Genomic DNA, 17,623 nt, shown 5'->3' on the forward strand with positions numbered 1-17,623 from the left:
GACACAGGTTCCTGCGAACCCTGGTACTGCAGATTCGTCGAACTGTTGCAACAGCACCGTGCAGAGTTCGAGCGGAAAGCGCCAACCACCAAAAGTATTAGCTCGAAAGAACTACGATCCGCGCGCTTTCCGGGCTCACAAGACCCACAGCGCACCGACGGCGATAAGGGCGAATTGACCGCTCAGCTACCCCCGCCGATACTCGGCATCTGGGCAGTGATCGAACGCGGCGTCAATCGTTTCTGGTCGGAACCATCAGGATTCATGGACGCAATCTCTGCGCGGTTCCCGGTAGCGATGTCGACAACCGTCTCACCCGATTGCGTCGTTGCCCTGGTGTAGATAATGCGTGAGCCGTCAGGCGTGAACTTCGGATGCACTGCGTAAGTGTCTGTCAGAGCAGTGATTTCGCCTCCACCAGATGGCATCGAGTAGATCTCGGAGCCGTGGTTCCCGCCGCGGTTGCTCGAGAAGACCAGGGTGGAACCGTCAGGTGAGAAGGCGGGGTCCGCGTTCCAAAACTGGTCCCGCAGAACCACCTTCGATTCACCACCGGCCATCGGTGCAGCAACGATATACCCGCCGACGGTGAAGAGCACCCGCGAACCGTCCGGCGAGAAGGTGATGCCAGATCCGCCCTGTCCCTCGACAATCACGCGGACGTCGGAACCGTCTGTGTTCATGATGCTGACACCGCTGCCACTGCTGAAGGCGACGCGGGAGCCGTCCGGGGAGAAAACTGCGTATTGACCGCCCTCACGAATCGTGCGGGATTCACTCGAATCGAGATCCACCAGTTCGATGAACCTACCTCCGCGGATGTACACCAATTGTGTGCCGTCCGGTGAGAGCGCAGCGGAGTGGCCGTAAAGACTGTCAGTGCTGTCGTCACCGACCGTAGGGCTGACCTGCCGGAGGCCGCTGCCGTCCAGATTGGCCACGAAGACCTGGCCCCATCCGTCGTCGAACGACATGATCAACGGCGCTCGAGGCGGCGCGGACACCTCGGCGCAACCCGCAACAAGGATCGTCGACGCGACAAGAACTCGCAACAATCGGGACAAGGCCATCCGTCGATCATGCACCAAACGCGGACGCCACTCCAGGAAGTAGGCGAAGTCCCCCAAGGGAATCAGCCCTGCTTACTCACTTCGTTGATTTCGTCTGGCGACGATGGCGAAGTTCAGGGGGATCCTCGGAGCGTGGTCCGACAGAGTCCATCCGTTGGCGCACGCAATGAGTTCGGGGAAGGCCGGCCAGTCCATGTAGGGAAGTTCCGAAACTGATTCGATATGAAGGCCCGCATCCAGCAAGGAACCAATGACCTCGCCAAGGTCGTGGCGCCATTCGTGGTTTGTGGCGTGCGCTATCTGTCCGTCGGAGCTCCCGGTGTAGGTCGCAGAGTCTTCGTACGAACGCACGCCGCCTCCGGAGAGGTAGTCGTCGGTGATCGTCCACGGTTCGAATGCCATTGCGCCGAGGATCGGATGATCGTCGCGAATCTGAAACACCCCACCCGGCTCGAGGAGGTCGTGGATCGACCGAGCCCAGGTGGCGAGTTCCGGCAACCAGACGATGGTCCCGGCGCTGGTGACGATCGTGTCGAAACGCCTGTCGACAAGCGTCGAAGCGAATCGCGCATCACCTTCCACCCAGGTGATCCGGCGGTCGTCGGCCTTTGCGATACGAGCTGCGTGGTGCAGAGAGTTGGGCGAGAGATCAAGCCCGTGCACGTCGATCGCACCAAGTCGCGCCCAGGAGATGGTGTCGATCCCGATGTGGCACTGTAAATGTAGGAGCGAGCGACCCCGCACTCCTGACTCCGGCAGATGCGGGGCCAGAATCGACAAGTCGTTCTGCACAACTGTGGAAATGGTCGCTCCGTTGGCGAGAAACCCACCGACGTCATACATTTCGGAGCGCACATGCACATCGGCGCGATCATCCCAATTCGCCTTGTTGCCGGCGATGGCTTCGGACTCGTGCTTCGCTTCTGCCCCGTGCATCGCTACCCCCTCCGAGATCGGCCTGAACTGCCTTTCTAACACGTCTGTAGTCGTGTTCGCGGTCGTGTTCTCGAGGACACTTTCTTTTACCGCATCAGACGGTCACTTCTTCGAGCGGTTTTTCCTCGTGGCTCGCAGCGCCGAAGACGGCCACGGCGACGGCACCGGCGATCGCTCCGACGAAGCCGACGATGGCAAGCCATTCCAGGCCCGGTCGCGACGCGTCGCCGAGCACCACGACGCCGACGATTCCCGGCACTACCGTCTCGCCGACGACAAGGGCCGCCGTCGCTCCGTTGACGGACCCCAGTTGCAGCGCGACCGTGTGCAGATAGAAACCGCCCAGACCCGAGACGAGGATTGCCCACCCGGCCGGATCGCGGAGCATCGTGCCGATTTCGAACGGATCGATTCCGTAGACCACGCGTACGGCAATGGCCAGACAGCCGAACAGCACACCCGAGATCAGCCCGGCGACAACTGCTGCGCGTGAGCCCAACCATCGGATCAAACCGATGCCGATCGACAAGATCAACGCCGAGCCCAGAAGGACACCCCAGTGGACGACGTCATCGGAACTCCCGCCGCCCGCGTGACCCGACGACAAGCCGAGCAGCAGGAGCGATCCGATCACAGCGGCGATCGCGAACCAGTCGCGACGATGCAACTGGATGCCGAGGACCACGGTCCCCAGCACCGCCGTGATGACGAGATTGGCGCTGACCACTGTCTGCGACAAGAACAGTGGAATGAGCCGCGCGGAGATCGCACTACCGGCGAATCCGACCGCATCGAGCACGGTGCCCAGGATGAACGACGCCGTCAGCGCGGCTGCGAACGTCGAACGCAAGGTCGGACCACCCGACGCCGTCACGTGCCCGGCCTCGCCCCGCTGCTCGGCGGCAGCTGCCGACTTGCGCGCACCGTACGCCTGCAGCACCGATGCAACGCCGTATCCGACACACGCCACGATCGCGGCAATCAGTCCGATCAGCATCGAAAGTCCACACGAAGTTCCAGGGCAATGGTCATAGAGGTAAACCCTGCCCTAATTCCCCAGTCCTGACATCACCCTCAGGTATTCGAACAAGTGCTACCCGAGAAGTACACCGACCAACCCCGACCGGTACCTGAGGACACCTGGACCCCTAGTGGAACTGCTTGAGAGCCCTGATCTTGTTCATGACGTCGAGCGCCGCCACCTTGTACGCCTCGGACAGCGTCGGATAGTTGAAGACGGCGTCGACGAGGTATTCGACGGTCCCGCCACACCCCATCACCGCTTGACCGATATGCACGAGATCCGTTGCACCCGAGCCGAAGATATGAACACCGAGCAGTTTCAGGTCATCCGTCGAGACCAGGATCTTGAGCATTCCGTAGGTGTCACCGCCGATCTGCCCACGCGCGAGTTCACGGTATCGGGAAACCCCGACCTCGTACGGCACCGACTCCTTGGTCAGATCCACTTCGGTGGCGCCGACGTACGACACCTCGGGAATCGAGTAGATGCCTATCGGCTGCAGATCCATCAGCTTCGCGCCGGGTTCGTCGAAGGCATGGTAGGCCGCGAGTCGACCCTGATCCATCGACGTCGCCGCCAATGCCGGGAATCCGATGACGTCACCGACGGCGTAGATGTGTTCGACCTTGGTGCGGAAATTGTCGTCGACGTAGATACGCCCACGTTCGTCTGCCTCCAGCCCGGCGTTCTCCAGCGCTAGTGGCGCTGTGAGACCTTGACGTCCAGCCGAGTACATCACGGTCTCGGCGGGAATCTGCTTGCCGCTGCGCAGCGTCGTGAGCGTTCCGTTCGCTCCGACGTCGACGGCCGTCACTTCCTCACCGAATCGGAAGGTGACCGCCAGATCGCGCAGATGGAACCGCAGCGATTCGATGACCTCGGGGTCACAGAAGTCCAGCATCGACGTTCTCTTCTCGACGACGGTGACCTTGGTGCCGAGCGCCGCGAACATCGACGCGTACTCGATACCGATCACTCCCGCACCCACCACGACCATGGTGGTCGGGATGGAGGTCAGATCGAGGATTCCATCGGAGTCGAGCACCCGGTGACTGTCGAAGGACACGCCAGACGGACGGGCAGGCAACGTCCCGGTCGCGATCACGACGAATTTCGCAGTGATCGTCATCTTGTCTCCGCGCGAGGCGTCCTCGACGAGGATGGTGTGCTCGTCGACGAACGAGCCGACCCCCACCAACAATTCGACACGGTTGCGCAGGAGCTGAGATCGCACGACTTCGATCTCTTTGGTGATGACGTGCTGGGTTCGCGCCAGCAGGTCGGCCGGAGTGATGTTCTCCTTGACGCGGTAACTCGCGCCGTACAGTTCGCGCTGGTTCATCCCGGTCAGGTAGAGAACCGCCTCGCGCAGTGTTTTCGACGGAATGGTGCCGGTGTTGACGCACACTCCCCCGAGCATGTTGCCTTTCTCGACCATCGCCACCCGTTTACCCAGCTTGGCGGCCGCGATGGCAGCCTTCTGCCCACCCGGGCCGGAGCCGATCACAACCAGGTCGTATTCCATCGGATCAGTCATCGCTTACAGATACCGTCTGCATACGACCGGCAGATGCCGAGCATGTCAATACTCGGTGAACAATCCGCGGCACCGGTTCGCACGCCTGCCCCATACGAACCTTGTTGCAATGAAAAGAGATACACCACCAACTTTTCGAAACTTGCTACACACAAACATATTTCACTATTTGCATGTTCGAATATGTCGCGATTTCGCAGCTGTTGCAGCAGGTTGATGAAATTTGTTTCACCACAGAGTGATTGATCGATAAACTGACAGGTGACCAGGGCCGTAAACCGGATGTCCAGTATTCGAATTGTCCGAAATAACGAGCGGAATGTTCCTCGTCACATCCCGGGCCGAAGCAGTTGCGCGCAGCCTCGGGTCGCGTTCTACTTGCCTTGACTAATCATCTGTCACTCTCGGTTACAAACATCCGCCCCGTCCACGATCCCCACCTTTCGCCATCTCGAGAGATCAGGTTTCCCAATGGAATTCACGGAACTTGCCGACTATCCCTTACCGCCTGGGACCGTCACCGAGTGGACTCCCGCCGCGGTGAATCCGCGCGAGCAGTGGCCGGTCGACCAGCGCCCCGCCAGCTACATTCACGAAGCACACTTGAAACATGCCGAACTGGCGAAACAGCAGGTGCACCATCAGATCGACGGATGCACTCCGTCCTGGTTGGGTACCTCGTTTCGCATCCACGACCGACTCGACCGAAGGATCTGGGCAGCCGCACTCGATCATTGGATCGATCGCCACGAAGTGCTCCGGACACACGTCGCCACAGAGGGCGAAGCGATAGTCCGACGCACCGCGGAGCCCGGAGACGTCCGGATTCTGGGCACCGAAGTCGGGCACCTGGCGTCCTCGATGTCCGTCTTCACGCATCTGCAGCAACTGCTCGACCGCTCGACCGATCCACTTGTCTGGCCTGCATATCAATTCGCGACGATTGAAAGCCCCAACCATTTCACCGTGGTTTTCGCCGCTGATCATGCTCTGCTGGACGGATATTCGGTTGCGCTGACCGCGCACGAACTGCAGACGATCTACCGATCGTTGAGCGGGGGAAGCTCTCCCTCACCATCGGAGACCGGGAGCTACATCGACTTCGGCGCCACGGAACGAGATCTCGTGGAACACGCGGACTGCTCCCACCCTGCGGTGCAGACGTGGCGTGAGTTCTACACGCACGGTGCGGCTCCGTTCTTTCCGGCGTTACCCGAACCGGTCACCGGACGCCGAGTTCCTCAGCAAAGCCTGTCCGCCTGGCTTCTGAGCGCCCGGGGAGCCGAACGCCTGGCAGAAGCGAGCAAGCGCAGCAACCAAGGATTCCTGGCCGCGATACTCGCGTGCGCGGCCAAAGTGACCGGCGATCTCACCGGTGCAGACGAATTCCGAGTTGTCGTGCCACAACACACCCGTTCGGAGCTTCGATGGGCTGCGTCGCTGGGATGGTTCATCGGTGTTGTGCCGGTGAGGATTCCGATTGCTCCCACTGCTACCGTGAGCGATCTGGCCCAGATTGCCGGCGCGGAGATACGACGGGTCCGACCCGCAGCGGCCTTGCCGTATTCGAAAGTGTGCGAGCTGATCGACTGCCCGCAGCACCTGCCGTTCGTGCTCTCCTACATGGACGTTCGTCACGTTCCCGGCGCCGATCAGTGGATGAGCTGGCAGACCAGAGGCCTTCGTAGTCGCGATCATTCGGGAACCGACGTCTACATCTGGCTGACGCGGACGCCGGAAGGGCTCAATCTGGCCATTCGTCACCCGGGCAATGCGCGCACGAGTCGCCAGATCCATCAGTTCGCCGGGCTGCTACGCCGTGAGATGGAGGATTTTGCCTTCCTGACCGAAACATCCGCACCTCCGACCAACACCGCTGCACCGATCGAGGAGAACTCCCATGGAAATGACACCCATCGATCTCTGGGCACCGAAAGCCGGGACGCTCACCGAGTTCAGGCCTACTGAGCAATCCCTGGCGGCGGCATCCAGGGCACCACGGAGCGACCAACGGCTCTCGTTCCTACAAGAGGGACACATTCGTACCGCCGACCACAAGCGTGCACAAGGCGTCGACTGGTCACCGTGGATCGGATTCACCTTCACTTTGCCGGGTGATCTCGATCGGGAGGCACTGCGGCGGGCGGTGGAGGCTTTTGTCTTGCGGCACAACACACTGCACAGTTGGTTCGAGGTCAGACCATCCGAAGATCCCGCCGGTAGTGGGGTCATCGACCGTCGGGTGGTGGATGCGTCGACGATCGAACTCACGCCGCACAGCGTCGGTCCCCTGAACACGACAGATGCGGTTCGCGAGCATGTGAGCCGAAGTTTCGCCGGCGATACCAGCCCACTGCAGTGGCCCTCGTTCATCAGTGGCGCCGTCGAACATGGTGCGGGCGCCGGCTTCACCATCTACTACGGCGTCGATCACTCGCACACCGACGGTCTGTCGCTGATGCTGGGCGTCGAAGAACTTCGTGCGCTGTACGTCGCCGAAAGCGCCGGCATCGACGATCAACTCCCCTCTCCCGGCAGCTATGTCGAGTACAGCGGCGAAGAACGGGCAGCCGCAGGGAACCTCGACCTGGCCGCAGCGCCTGTGCAGCAGTGGATTTCGATTCTCGCGGCCAATACCGGACAACTCCCGACGTTCCCCCTCGACCTCGGCGTGGCGCGGGACGAGCAGACCCGGTCGACCCGCACACATATCGACGTTCTCGACAGCGACGAATCGGCGGCGTTCGCAGCGCTGTGCAAGTCCACTGGCGTCGGCTTCTCCACGGGGATATTCGCAGCCCTCGCCCTCACAGAGATCGAGGTCGCGGACAGAGCGAACTACTTCGCGCTCAACGCAGTCGGTACTCGATCCGATCCGAAATACCTCTATTCTCAAGGCTGGTTCATCAATCTCGTCCCGGTCTCGTTCACGCTGAGTGGTGTCACGAGCTTCACCGATGCACTCCCCCTCGCCCACGCTGCTCGCGCCGCAGTGAAGGGGCTCGCGGACGTGTCCATTCATTCGGTGATCGCCGAGGTGTCGAAGTTGACCGGATCCGACATCGGCGGAACGTCGGTCCCACCCATGGTGTCGTACATCGACATGCGCCTGATTCCAGGTGCCGAGCACCACGACGAACTCGAAGCGCGCGCACTGGGTGGACCTGGAACGACGGGTGATCTGTCGATGTGGATCAACAGGAAGGAAGACCGTACGTATGTGATGGTCAGTTTTCCCGACACCGAGCAGGCGCACACATCGGTGGATCGGTACCTTCGACACCTCCGCAACGTCCTGAGAACGGTCGCTGATACCGGCGACTACCGCGTCGTTCGTCAGGCGGATGCACGTCAGGAAGTGGAGACCGCCTGATGCACATCACCTTTCTCGACAGGTTCGAGGCACGGCCGGGCCGCATCCTGCAGTGGACGCCGAGCGAAATCTCCACCGGATCGACGTATCCGGTTCCTCCGACCTCCAATCAGCAGCTGCATCTTGCCGGCAGCCGCGGCGATACGACGTGGCTCGCTGCCACTTTCGACGTTCCCGGCCCCATCGACACGGACGCACTCAAGGCCAGCTTCGAGGAATGGACGTCCCGTCACGACGCCCTGTCGTGCTCGTTCTCCCAGGCCGAAGAACCGGGCGAATCCTCGGCACTGTTCGTCGCCGACGTCGGCGATCTGCGCCTGCGTGAGGAAACAGTGGCTGACGCACGAACACCTGAACAGGTGCGAGAACTCTTGGGCGAGCGTTTGGATCGATGGTGCAATCCTTTTGCGTTTCCCGCCTACTTTCTCGGTGCCATCACCCGCGAGGACCAGTCAACAGTGATCTGCGGATTCGACCATGCCATCTGCGACGGCTGGTCCATGAGCATCGCGATTACCGAGATCAGCACTCTGTATCGCGAATACACGCAGGCGGACCGTGTTCCGATCGCGTCGGATCTCTTGCCGGAGCCCGGGAGTTTCCTCAACTACTGCTTCCGTGAATCGGCAACTGCGGATCCAGAGCCCGGCGACCACCGCATTGCGGGTTGGCGGTCCTTCCTCCGATCATGCGGGGGTGACACTCCCCATTTTCCCGTAGATCTGGGATTGCCCGCCGGGACCATGTCGCCCCAGGGCACAGACACCCGAATGCTCCTCGACGCCGACGAAACAGAGTTGTTCGACCAGAACTGCGCCGATCATCGACACTCGTCTTTCGGCGCGATTCTCGCGTCGATCGGTTTGGCCACAACACTTTTGACCGGCAAGAGGGACACACACCTACTGTTCCCGGTCCACACGCGTCGGGAACCGCGACACAACCACACCTTCGGATGGCTGGTGGCCAATGCGCCCATCACCGTGACGAGCATGGACAATCTTCACAGCACTGCTCGGGCAGTCAATCTCGCTTTCCACGAGTCACTTTCACTGTCGTCCGTGTCGTCGAGACAAGTCTTGCAGAGCGTGGGGCCCGAGGTTTCGCCCACTCGCAGAGACATCTTCTCGGTGTCTTACGCCGATTACCGAAGCATGCCTGGTGGATCGCGCCCCCGTAAATCACAGTCCTGCGAATCACAGCCTGCGCCGATCAATCCGCAGCAACTCAGTCGCGTGTCGAGCGCAGACGACGTTCAGTTCTGGTTCTCACGCACTCACGACGGGTTGGCAGTGCGCACCAGGTTTCCGGCACCCGCGGCCCGGACAGTGCACACCTTCCTCGAGTGTGTCTCCGAGATTCTGTCGACACCGTAGACGAACGGCCGCACATCCGTAGATCTGTTTGACACTTCTTTGTTGTGCACAACTTAACTGTGCGCTACAGTTGTTCTCGTGACCAACCCACTCGCCCTCGAACGCCAGGTCTGCTTCGCCCTCTATTCGGCGTCGCGGGCCACTACGGCCGCGTACCGAGCAATGCTCGACGACCTGGGGATCACGTACCCCCAGTACCTCGTCCTGTTGACACTCTGGGAACGAGACGGCCGCGGCGTGCGCGAGATCTGTGAGGCACTCGATCTCGATACCGGGACTCTGTCGCCGCTGCTCAAGCGGCTCGAGGGTCTGGGATTCATCGAACGTCGACGCCTCACCACCGACGAGCGTCGCGTCGAGATCCACCTGACCGAGTCGGGTTCCACCTTGCGTAGCAAGGCCGAAGACATCCCGGCCAAGCTCGCAGGTGCCACTGGTCTGAGTAACGACGAACTCACCGAGCTCCGGGACGTTCTCACTCGTCTCGGCGAGTCACTTCAAGCATCCAATGCCCACTCCGACGGAAAGAAGAAGTCATGAACATCGTCTACACCGCAGAAGCACTTGCCACCGGCGAAGGCCGCAACGGTCACGCTCGCACCTCGGACGGACGCCTCGATCTCGGTCTCGCCATTCCCAAGGAAATGGGTGGCAGCGGGGAGGGCACCAACCCTGAGCAGCTCTTTGCCGCCGGATACGCAGCATGCTTCCACTCCGCACTGCAGATGGTCGCCCGCGCCGAGAAGGCCAACGTGGCTGATTCCGCAGTCGGCGCGCGGGTCGGCATCGGCCCCAACGGCGAAGGAGGCTTCGGACTCGCTGTGACGCTGGAAGTTTCACTCCCCCACCTGCCCCATGATCAAGCCGTCGAGCTGACGGAGAAGGCGCACCAGGTGTGCCCGTACTCCAATGCAACTCGCGGCAACATCGAGGTCACCCTCGAAGTAAGTAAGGACGACGAATGAGCACCACCACTGTAAGCCGGGAAATCCGTCTCGCTTCACGCCCGAACGGTTGGCCCACCTCGGAGAACTTCGCCACCGCCGAAGTAGAACTCCCCGAACTCGAAGACGGCCAGATCCTGGTCCGCAACATCGCCATCTCCGTCGACCCGTACATGCGCGGCCGGATGAACGACGTGAAGTCCTACCTTCCGCCGTTCCAGGTCGGCGCGGCGCTCGACGGTGGTGCTGTCGGCGAGGTCGTCGAATCCAAGTCGGCTGATCGCGCGGTCGGCGACGTCGTCGTCCACGGGCTCGGGTGGCGTGAATACGCCGTCCTCGACGGATCCGCAGTAACTCCGGCCGACACGTCCATCGCGCCGGCAACGGCCTACCTTGGCGCCCTCGGCATGACCGGTCTCACCGCGTATGCCGGCCTCACCGCAGTCGCGGAATTCAAGGAAGGCGACACCGTATTCGTTTCCGGCGCAGCAGGTGCCGTCGGATCGCTCGTCGGTCAGATCGCCAAGTTGCTCGGTGCGAAGCGAGTGATCGGCAGCGCCGGTTCTCCCGCAAAGGTTGCCCGACTTCTCGAACTCGGATTCGACGCGGCGTTCGACTATCACGACGGCCCGATCACCGAACTGCTGGCCGCTGCGGCGCCTGACGGCATCGACGTGTACTTCGACAACGTCGGTGGCGAGCATCTCGAAGCCGCCATCGACGCCATGAACCAGGGCGGCCGGATCGCCTTGTGCGGGGCCATCGCTCAGTACAACACCACCGACAAGCCCACGGCTCCCCACAATCTGGCCTTGGTGATCGGCAAGCAGCTCACTCTGCGCGGATTCCTCGTGGGCGGCTACCGCCACCTCGGCGGAGAATTCCGCACCCACATGGCAGGGTGGCTCGCCGACAACAAGATTCAGTGGGACGAGACCATCGTCGAATGTCTCGAGAATGCACCCCAGGCCTTCATCGACCTGATGCGCGGCGCGAACACCGGCAAGATGGTTGTCACGCTGTAACCCGAACAGTCAGTAGCTCGAACGGATATGACTGTGGCCGCGAACTTCTCGAAGTCCGCGGCCACAGTTGTTTCCCAATCAGATCCCGAACGAGACTCCGGTCAACTTCTCCGACAGTGCCCACAAGCCCGAGGCGGTCTTCTTGTCGTGTGACTTCTTGTTCGACCCCACGACCTTCGGATACCCGCGCTGCTCGAACGGACCGTCCGGTCCGATGTAACTGCCGCCGAAGGCATCCGGCGCCGTGGCCGCCCACAGTTCGGGAAGCGCACCCATCTCCGCGGACTGCGCGAAGATCTGATTGCCGATTCCCATCAGCTTGTCCTGGATCGACTCGGTGTGCCCCTGCAGGTTCGTCGACGCATATCCCGGATGCGAAGCGAGCGCCTTGAGCGGAGATCCCGAAGCCGCGAGCCTGCGCTGAAGTTCGTACGTGAACAACAGATTGGCAAGCTTGGACTGCCCGTAGGCCAACCAGCGGTTGTACTTCCGACGCTCGAAATTGAGATCGTCCAAATCGACGGTCCCGAGCTGATGCAAGGCACTGGACATCGTCACGACACGGTCGGTGAGCTTGTCCTTCAGCAACCCGGTCAACGCGAAGTGCCCGAGATGGTTTGTGCCGATCTGCATTTCGAATCCGTCGACCGTCCGGCGGAACGGGACCGCCATCACGCCGGCGTTGTTCACCAGGACGTCGACCTTCTCCGTTGCGTCGGCAAAGGCTCGTACCGACGACAGATCCGAAAGGTCCAACTTGCGGACAACCGCGTTGGACCCGATCTCGGCGGCTACGGCGTCTGCCTTCGTGGTGTCGCGACAAGCGAGGACGACGTCGGCCCCGGCTTTGCCCAGCGCTCGTGCGACTACCTCACCCAGTCCGCTGTTCGCCCCCGTGACGACAAATGTGCGGCCGGTCTGATCAACTACGTCTTCTGCGGTCCATTTGGTCATGCATTCCAGCGTACGTGCCTTACCCGTCGGTAGGGAGGGCCGATTTTTCCGGTCATCGCTTGCGCTTGGCCCGAATCGGCTTTGCTCCTGGCGCCGGTGGGGCAGCAGCTCCACGCGCCGGGGGCGTGGCCACTGCGGGTGTCGGCGACAATTCGGCTGCCTTCTGCTCCGCCGCGATGCGTCCGTACACAAAATGCTGTTGGCCCAACGTCCAGCAGTTGTTGCTCACGAAATAGAGCAGGATCGCGACGGGCGCGAATGCACCGAAGGCAATCACACCGACCGGAAATACCCACAGAGCAAGCTTGTTCATGATTGCCGTTTGAGGGTTGACGGTTCCGGTGTCCACTTGGCGCGCGATGGACGCCCGCGACGTGAAATGTGTAGCGACGGCGGCAAAAATCATCAGCGGTACGGCAACCAGAATGATGGAGATCCGACTGACGTCGCCGAACGCTTCCAGCTGCGCTGCCGGACTCGAAATCATGGCGGACAACGGCGCGCCGAACAGTTTGGCGTCGAGAAACGACTGGACGTCCGAAGCACTGAAGAAGTAGTTGGCCGTGTTCGCGTTGTCCGCCACCGACATCGGTTCGGTCGGGCTCAGAAACGGGACATGGGATGCCGCTCCGGTTCGATTGAATGATCGCAGGACGTGGTAGAGACCAATGAATACCGGTGCCTGGACGAGCATCGGCAGGCATCCGAGTAGCGGACTGTAGTTGTGTTCCTTCTGCAGCTTTGCCATCTCGACAGTAAGTTTCTGCCGGTCGCCTGCGTACTTTTTCTGCAATGCCTTCAACTGTGGTTGCAGCCTTTGCATGACCAATTGGGTGCGAACCTGCTTGACGAATGGTTTGAACAGCAAGGCCTTGAGTGTGAAGACCAAAAATACGACCGACAACGCCCACACGACGCCGTTGTCGGGTGATCCGGAAATCAGTGAGAAGACTTTGTGCCAGAACCAGAGGATTCCGGACACGGGGTAGTAGACAAAATCGAGCATGACGAATGAACCTCACCGAGAGGCACGCTCAGGCAATCGAGAGCGCGGGAATGGTCGTGGACGCAAGACGTCTGACCGACCTACGACGAGTTCACCCCGCCGACGGCCGATCTACAGACCGATTCCGGGTGCTCGAGGTTGCGGACGGCCAGGCGCGTCCGGGCTGCTCTGCCTGCGGAAAGCTCCACGCAGGCAGCGTTCGTCATCAGACGGGCCAGTGGCCGAAACCGCACACAGTTGGAGAAGTTCGTACTTCGCGGAGGTTGCGAGGGCAGCGACCACGAAGACTGCGATCGCAGTTCCCAGCACCGCGGCGCTGCCCGAGGAACCGAGCGGCGGCACGGCCAGGAGGGCGATGAACGGCAGCAGAAGCAGCAACAGTGATCGTGTCACCGTTCCCGTACTCCGCTGTTGCATGACTGCGAGAGTACAGAACGATCACCGAATCCAGCTAGACGCTTGCCTCACGGACATGTCCGTGTAGCCACCTGTGAGCGGGATCGTGATCCAGCTGACCGTGCCACTGTTGGTGGATGGTGACGGCCGGTAGTTCGGTCGGCACCGCAAACCAGGCGACTTCGAGGCGAGCGGCAAAGTATCGGGCGAGTCTTTCGGGCACCAATGCGACGAGATCGCTGTCGGCGGCCATCAGGGACGCCGCAACGGGCGAGGCAACCACAGCGGATCCGGTTTCCCGGGACGACCTCCAACCGGGTGACGTGGTCCTGTACTACGGCGGGGAACATGTGGGGATCCATGCCGTACTACCTCGCCCGACGTTACTGACATGTATCACGTCAGCTTGATAAGGGGACTTGTAATGCAGCGACATTCGGGCCGCTCGTCGCGATCCGCATGCTTGACGCTCCACCATTGCGCGGAATGCGATGCCATCCTCCCCCGCGAGCGCCGTCTGCACCAGGTGTCGCGGGGTGCGGTTGGACGTAACGCGATGTTGCGGAGACGGTACTGCCGTTTCCTGGCGAACGGTTCGAGGCGAACTGCAATCGGACGTCAGATCCGGTCTGCTGAACCGATGACCTCGCAAACTGCACCCGGAGAAGCACTCACCTCTGCCTGCGGTCTCAGCCTCGGGAGTCGGTCTCCTGCGCGGTCGAGACGAACCACGCCGCGATCTGTGCTCTGGAAGTGAATCCCAGTTTTGTCAGCACGTGCTCCACATGCCCCTGAGCCGTGCGCAGCGAGATGACCAACTGCTCCGCGATAGCGCGGTTGGTCAGTCCCTGAGCCACCAATTCGGCGACCTGCTGTTCACGACGGGTCAGGTGAGGTGCGTCGATCGGCGATGCAGCCGGGGCGCTACGACGCTCATCGAGCGCGTAAGCGACAGCTTCACTTTCGGCCATCTCAAATCCTCTGCGAAACTCCTTCTCGAAAGCACTCTCACCCAATGCCTTTCGAGCGGAACCTGCAGCATTGTCGTGATGGGCTGACAAACTCGAAAGCCCGCTCAGTCGACCCCCGACCCGCTGCCAGAACATCGCTGCGGCACCGAGCAGAACCGCTGCATGCTTCCAATCACGTTGCGCTGCAGCAACCCAGGCCATCGGTTCGACACACCATGCCGAGTTCAACGAGGCGTCGGTGGTCCGCAGACTTCGCGTCAAATGGTCACGGGCGCGCTCGAGGTCGCCCCGAAGCCAATCCACAAGCCCGAGGTTGGCCAACGTCGACGCCTGATACATCACTTCGTGCAGCGGTACGGTGATCGCGAGGGACTCGTCGAAGCACTCCACAGAACGCTCCAGAGCACCGGTAAAGATGTACGCGAGCCCGAGGGTGCCCAACCCAATCACTTTGTGCTGCAGATTCTCAGCTGATCGGAACAGCGTTACGGCAAGTTCCAACTTCTCGGCGGCAGTGTCGAATTCGCCATTGAACGCGTCGACATATCCGTCGGCCCACCCAGCCAGGCCGCGCGAGCGCACGTCTCCGATGACCTCGGCAAGGCGCCAACTCTCGTCGACCTGTCCGCGTGCGCGAACGAGATCACCCTGCATGCCGTGTGCCACAGCATCGATGCACAGAATTTCCAGGCGATACATGTCCGACTCTCCATCGGAGGCGCTCAGGGTCCGATCCGCCCAGCGCCTCGCCGAACCGATCCGGCCGCCGTTGAGCCAGAATCGGTACAACGCTGCGACCATTCGTGTCGCAGACCGTGCCTGACCCGGCGTCGAAATCGAAAATTCCAGCGCTTCGTGCACGTTACGCTGTTCACGACTCAGCCACTCGATCCACCCAGCCTGCCCGCTACTGATCCATTCGGAATCAGCCTGTACAACAAACGATTCGAACCAATCACGATGCCTTCGACGTAGATCGGAATACTCACCGGCGGACTCCAACTTTTCATGTCCGTACTCCCGGAGAAGATCGAGGAGGTGGTAGCGAACATCTCCGCTGGTTTCCTCACGAATCAGGATGGACTTCTCGACCAACGCGGTGACGAGATCGAGCACTTCGGTCGAATTCATATCCTGCCCACACACACCCTCGGCGGCTTCGAGGTCGAACCCACCCGAGAACACCGACAGCCTCCCCCACAACTGTTGTTCGGATGGCGAGCAGAGGTCGAAACTCCAATCGATCGACAATCGCAGCGTCTGTTGACGACTCGGAACGTCGCGTCCACCCGTTGTAAGAAGGCGGTATCGATCCGAGAGCCTGTTCATGATCTGCTCAGCAGACATACCACGCAGGCGAGCGGCCGCCAGTTCGATCGGTAACGGCAAGCCGTCCAGATCGTGACAGATACGGGCTACCGCAAGCTTGTTCCCTTCCGTGAGGACGAAGCCTGGGACTACCGTGGCTGCACGCTCGGTGAACAGTGACACGGATTCGTACCGAGCCAGCCCCTCGAACGCTCCCGAGTCATATTGCAGCGGGGTGCTGAGGGAAGGAACCCGCATCGTCGCTTCACCACCCACACCCAGCGACTCGCGGCTCGTCGCGAGGATCTTCACACCGGCACATCGACGCAGGATCGCCCCGGTGAACAGTGCAACTGCATCGACCAGATGTTCACAGTTGTCGAGCACCAACAGCAGACTCCGATCGGCGCAGTAGTCGATCAGTGCCTGCAGCGGGTCCGCCGACGAGACTGACCGGACATCAAGGGTCACGGCGACATAATCTTCAAGGAGATCTGGATCGGTCTGCTCCCCCAGTTCCACCAACCAGGCACCATCTCGAAACACTCGTTGCAACGCGCCCGCAAGTCGGATCGCGAGCCGTGTCTTGCCCACGCCACCGATCCCGGTCAGTGTCAACAAACGGGACGTCTCGAACAATCTCCTGGCGTCGGCCAACTCGCGCCGCCGACCGACAAAACTTGTCAGCTCCAAGGGTAAGTTGCCGACAACTCGCTGGTCGGCTTCTGAGCGCACAGCGGATGCCATCGACCGACTCGCTTTCTGCCATACCACTACACAACAACGCTACCCCCACGATCGGCCTCCTGAGCAGCACTCACTCGTGCTTGTGATCGGAGCCCACTTGTTCTCCCTCGAGTGCGCGATTCACGACGGCCACACCGGTGTCACGCGGGCGAAACAACGTATTCCTACGCTGGCAGATACACGAAGGGAGAGCGACATGCCGCCGCGCCGTAGATCGGTACTGCTGACGCAACTGGTCATCGATGCTCCCGGTAGTCCGCAACAAGCGATCCTCGACGAACTGCGGCGAGTGATTCTGTCCGGTTCGGCGCCTCCGGGCACCCCGATTCCTCTCGGCGACGTGGCTGAAGTATTCGGTGTCAGCCGAATACCAGTGCGGGAATCACTGAAAACCCTGGTCGGAGAGTCTTTGGTCGACCACCGGCATCAATTCGGCTACACCGTTGCTCAGTTGACGCCAGCGGAACTGCGTGAGATGTACATCGTCCGCGAAACTCTCGAATCAGCTGCCTTGGCCGTCGCGGTCGAGCAGGCCACGGAGGAGGATCACGAACACGCCGTCGAGGTGAACTCCCGTCTGGAGATCGCATTGCGCTACGACGACTCTCAGTCCTATCACTGCGAGAGCCGAAACTTTCACCTCGCACTGACCCGGCCGTCGCACATGCTTCGACTTCTGCACATGTTCGAAGCTGCCTGGAACATCACCGAACCGGTTCAGCCGATGGTCCATGTTGCCGGCGTCGATCGCCAGGTTCTGCACTCGGATCACACCGCGATGCTGGACGCATTCCTGCACCGGGACGCAGCCGCCCTTCTGAGTGCTTCCGAAATCCATCATCGCCGACTCAATACCGTGATCGCGACTCTGCCCACAAACACCGGTCTGCTGGCCGAAAAAGATATACCGATCGCGCAATAACTGTGCAATACAGCGTCGATACCTTTCTCTCGAC

The 17,623-nt window shown here is 61.2% G+C and carries 16 protein-coding genes; 7 read left to right on the plus strand and 9 right to left on the minus strand.

Annotated elements, in window-relative coordinates; translation table 11 throughout:
* Positions 1 to 182: 182 nt before the first annotated feature.
* From QM716_RS03805 to sthA, 4 genes are all read right to left on the minus strand, one after another.
* Entirely contained in the window at positions 183 to 1,070 is an 888-nt protein-coding gene (locus QM716_RS03805; RefSeq protein WP_283302485.1) for a TolB family protein, read from the minus strand.
* 72 nt (positions 1,071 to 1,142) lie between these two features.
* On the minus strand, positions 1,143 to 2,006 hold the full coding sequence (locus QM716_RS03810) for a class I SAM-dependent methyltransferase (protein ID WP_283302486.1): 864 nt from the start codon (positions 2,004 to 2,006) through the stop codon (positions 1,143 to 1,145).
* Positions 2,007 to 2,100: 94 nt separating this feature from the next.
* Positions 2,101 to 3,003, minus strand: coding sequence for a hypothetical protein (locus QM716_RS03815; protein ID WP_283302487.1), 903 nt, complete (start codon positions 3,001 to 3,003; stop codon positions 2,101 to 2,103).
* A gap of 151 nt (positions 3,004 to 3,154) precedes the next feature.
* Positions 3,155 to 4,567 (minus strand): Si-specific NAD(P)(+) transhydrogenase, encoded by a 1,413-nt coding sequence (gene sthA / locus QM716_RS03820; RefSeq protein WP_283302488.1) that lies wholly within the window; start codon positions 4,565 to 4,567, stop codon positions 3,155 to 3,157.
* A 471-nt stretch (positions 4,568 to 5,038) separates the two neighbouring features.
* Between sthA and QM716_RS03825 the strand changes: the two genes are divergently transcribed.
* From QM716_RS03825 to QM716_RS03850, 6 genes are all read left to right on the plus strand, one after another.
* On the plus strand, positions 5,039 to 6,535 hold the full coding sequence (locus tag QM716_RS03825; protein WP_283302489.1) for a condensation domain-containing protein: 1,497 nt from the start codon (positions 5,039 to 5,041) through the stop codon (positions 6,533 to 6,535).
* Complete coding sequence (locus QM716_RS03830; protein WP_283302490.1) at positions 6,468 to 7,940, plus strand: condensation domain-containing protein; 1,473 nt, start codon at positions 6,468 to 6,470, stop codon at positions 7,938 to 7,940. Before QM716_RS03825 ends, QM716_RS03830 begins: the two co-directional genes overlap by 68 nt.
* The gene (locus QM716_RS03835) at positions 7,940 to 9,316 is read left to right on the plus strand and encodes a condensation domain-containing protein (RefSeq protein ID WP_283302491.1); all 1,377 of its coding nucleotides are present in this window, start codon (positions 7,940 to 7,942) and stop codon (positions 9,314 to 9,316) included. Before QM716_RS03830 ends, QM716_RS03835 begins: the two co-directional genes overlap by 1 nt.
* Before the next feature lie 78 nt (positions 9,317 to 9,394).
* Positions 9,395 to 9,856 (plus strand): MarR family winged helix-turn-helix transcriptional regulator, encoded by a 462-nt coding sequence (locus QM716_RS03840; protein ID WP_095968728.1) that lies wholly within the window; start codon positions 9,395 to 9,397, stop codon positions 9,854 to 9,856.
* The gene (locus tag QM716_RS03845) at positions 9,853 to 10,281 is read left to right on the plus strand and encodes an organic hydroperoxide resistance protein (protein ID WP_283302495.1); all 429 of its coding nucleotides are present in this window, start codon (positions 9,853 to 9,855) and stop codon (positions 10,279 to 10,281) included. The genes QM716_RS03840 and QM716_RS03845 overlap by 4 nt, the downstream gene beginning before the upstream one ends.
* Entirely contained in the window at positions 10,278 to 11,285 is a 1,008-nt protein-coding gene (locus QM716_RS03850; protein ID WP_283302496.1) for an NADP-dependent oxidoreductase, read from the plus strand. The genes QM716_RS03845 and QM716_RS03850 overlap by 4 nt, the downstream gene beginning before the upstream one ends.
* Before the next feature lie 78 nt (positions 11,286 to 11,363).
* On the opposite strand, the gene QM716_RS03855 is transcribed toward QM716_RS03850, so the two are convergent.
* From QM716_RS03855 to QM716_RS03875, 5 genes are all read right to left on the minus strand, one after another.
* Positions 11,364 to 12,239 (minus strand): oxidoreductase, encoded by an 876-nt coding sequence (locus tag QM716_RS03855; RefSeq protein ID WP_283302498.1) that lies wholly within the window; start codon positions 12,237 to 12,239, stop codon positions 11,364 to 11,366.
* 52 nt (positions 12,240 to 12,291) lie between these two features.
* Positions 12,292 to 13,245 (minus strand): membrane protein insertase YidC, encoded by a 954-nt coding sequence (yidC, locus tag QM716_RS03860; RefSeq protein WP_283302500.1) that lies wholly within the window; start codon positions 13,243 to 13,245, stop codon positions 12,292 to 12,294.
* 111 nt (positions 13,246 to 13,356) lie between these two features.
* On the minus strand, positions 13,357 to 13,662 hold the full coding sequence (locus QM716_RS03865; protein WP_283302502.1) for a DUF6412 domain-containing protein: 306 nt from the start codon (positions 13,660 to 13,662) through the stop codon (positions 13,357 to 13,359).
* A gap of 34 nt (positions 13,663 to 13,696) precedes the next feature.
* Complete coding sequence (locus QM716_RS03870) at positions 13,697 to 13,924, minus strand: type 2 periplasmic-binding domain-containing protein (RefSeq protein ID WP_283302504.1); 228 nt, start codon at positions 13,922 to 13,924, stop codon at positions 13,697 to 13,699.
* A gap of 406 nt (positions 13,925 to 14,330) precedes the next feature.
* The gene (locus tag QM716_RS03875; RefSeq protein ID WP_283302506.1) at positions 14,331 to 16,667 is read right to left on the minus strand and encodes an ATP-binding protein; all 2,337 of its coding nucleotides are present in this window, start codon (positions 16,665 to 16,667) and stop codon (positions 14,331 to 14,333) included.
* Between the two features lie 196 nt (positions 16,668 to 16,863).
* On the opposite strand from QM716_RS03875, the gene QM716_RS03880 reads away from it, so the two are divergent.
* Positions 16,864 to 17,589: a GntR family transcriptional regulator gene (locus QM716_RS03880; RefSeq protein WP_283302508.1), complete on the plus strand. Its 726-nt coding sequence runs from the start codon at positions 16,864 to 16,866 to the stop codon at positions 17,587 to 17,589.
* Positions 17,590 to 17,623: the final 34 nt, after the last annotated feature.

This window comes from Rhodococcus sp. IEGM 1409, assembly GCF_030056735.1.
GTDB lineage: Bacteria > Actinomycetota > Actinomycetes > Mycobacteriales > Mycobacteriaceae > Rhodococcus_F.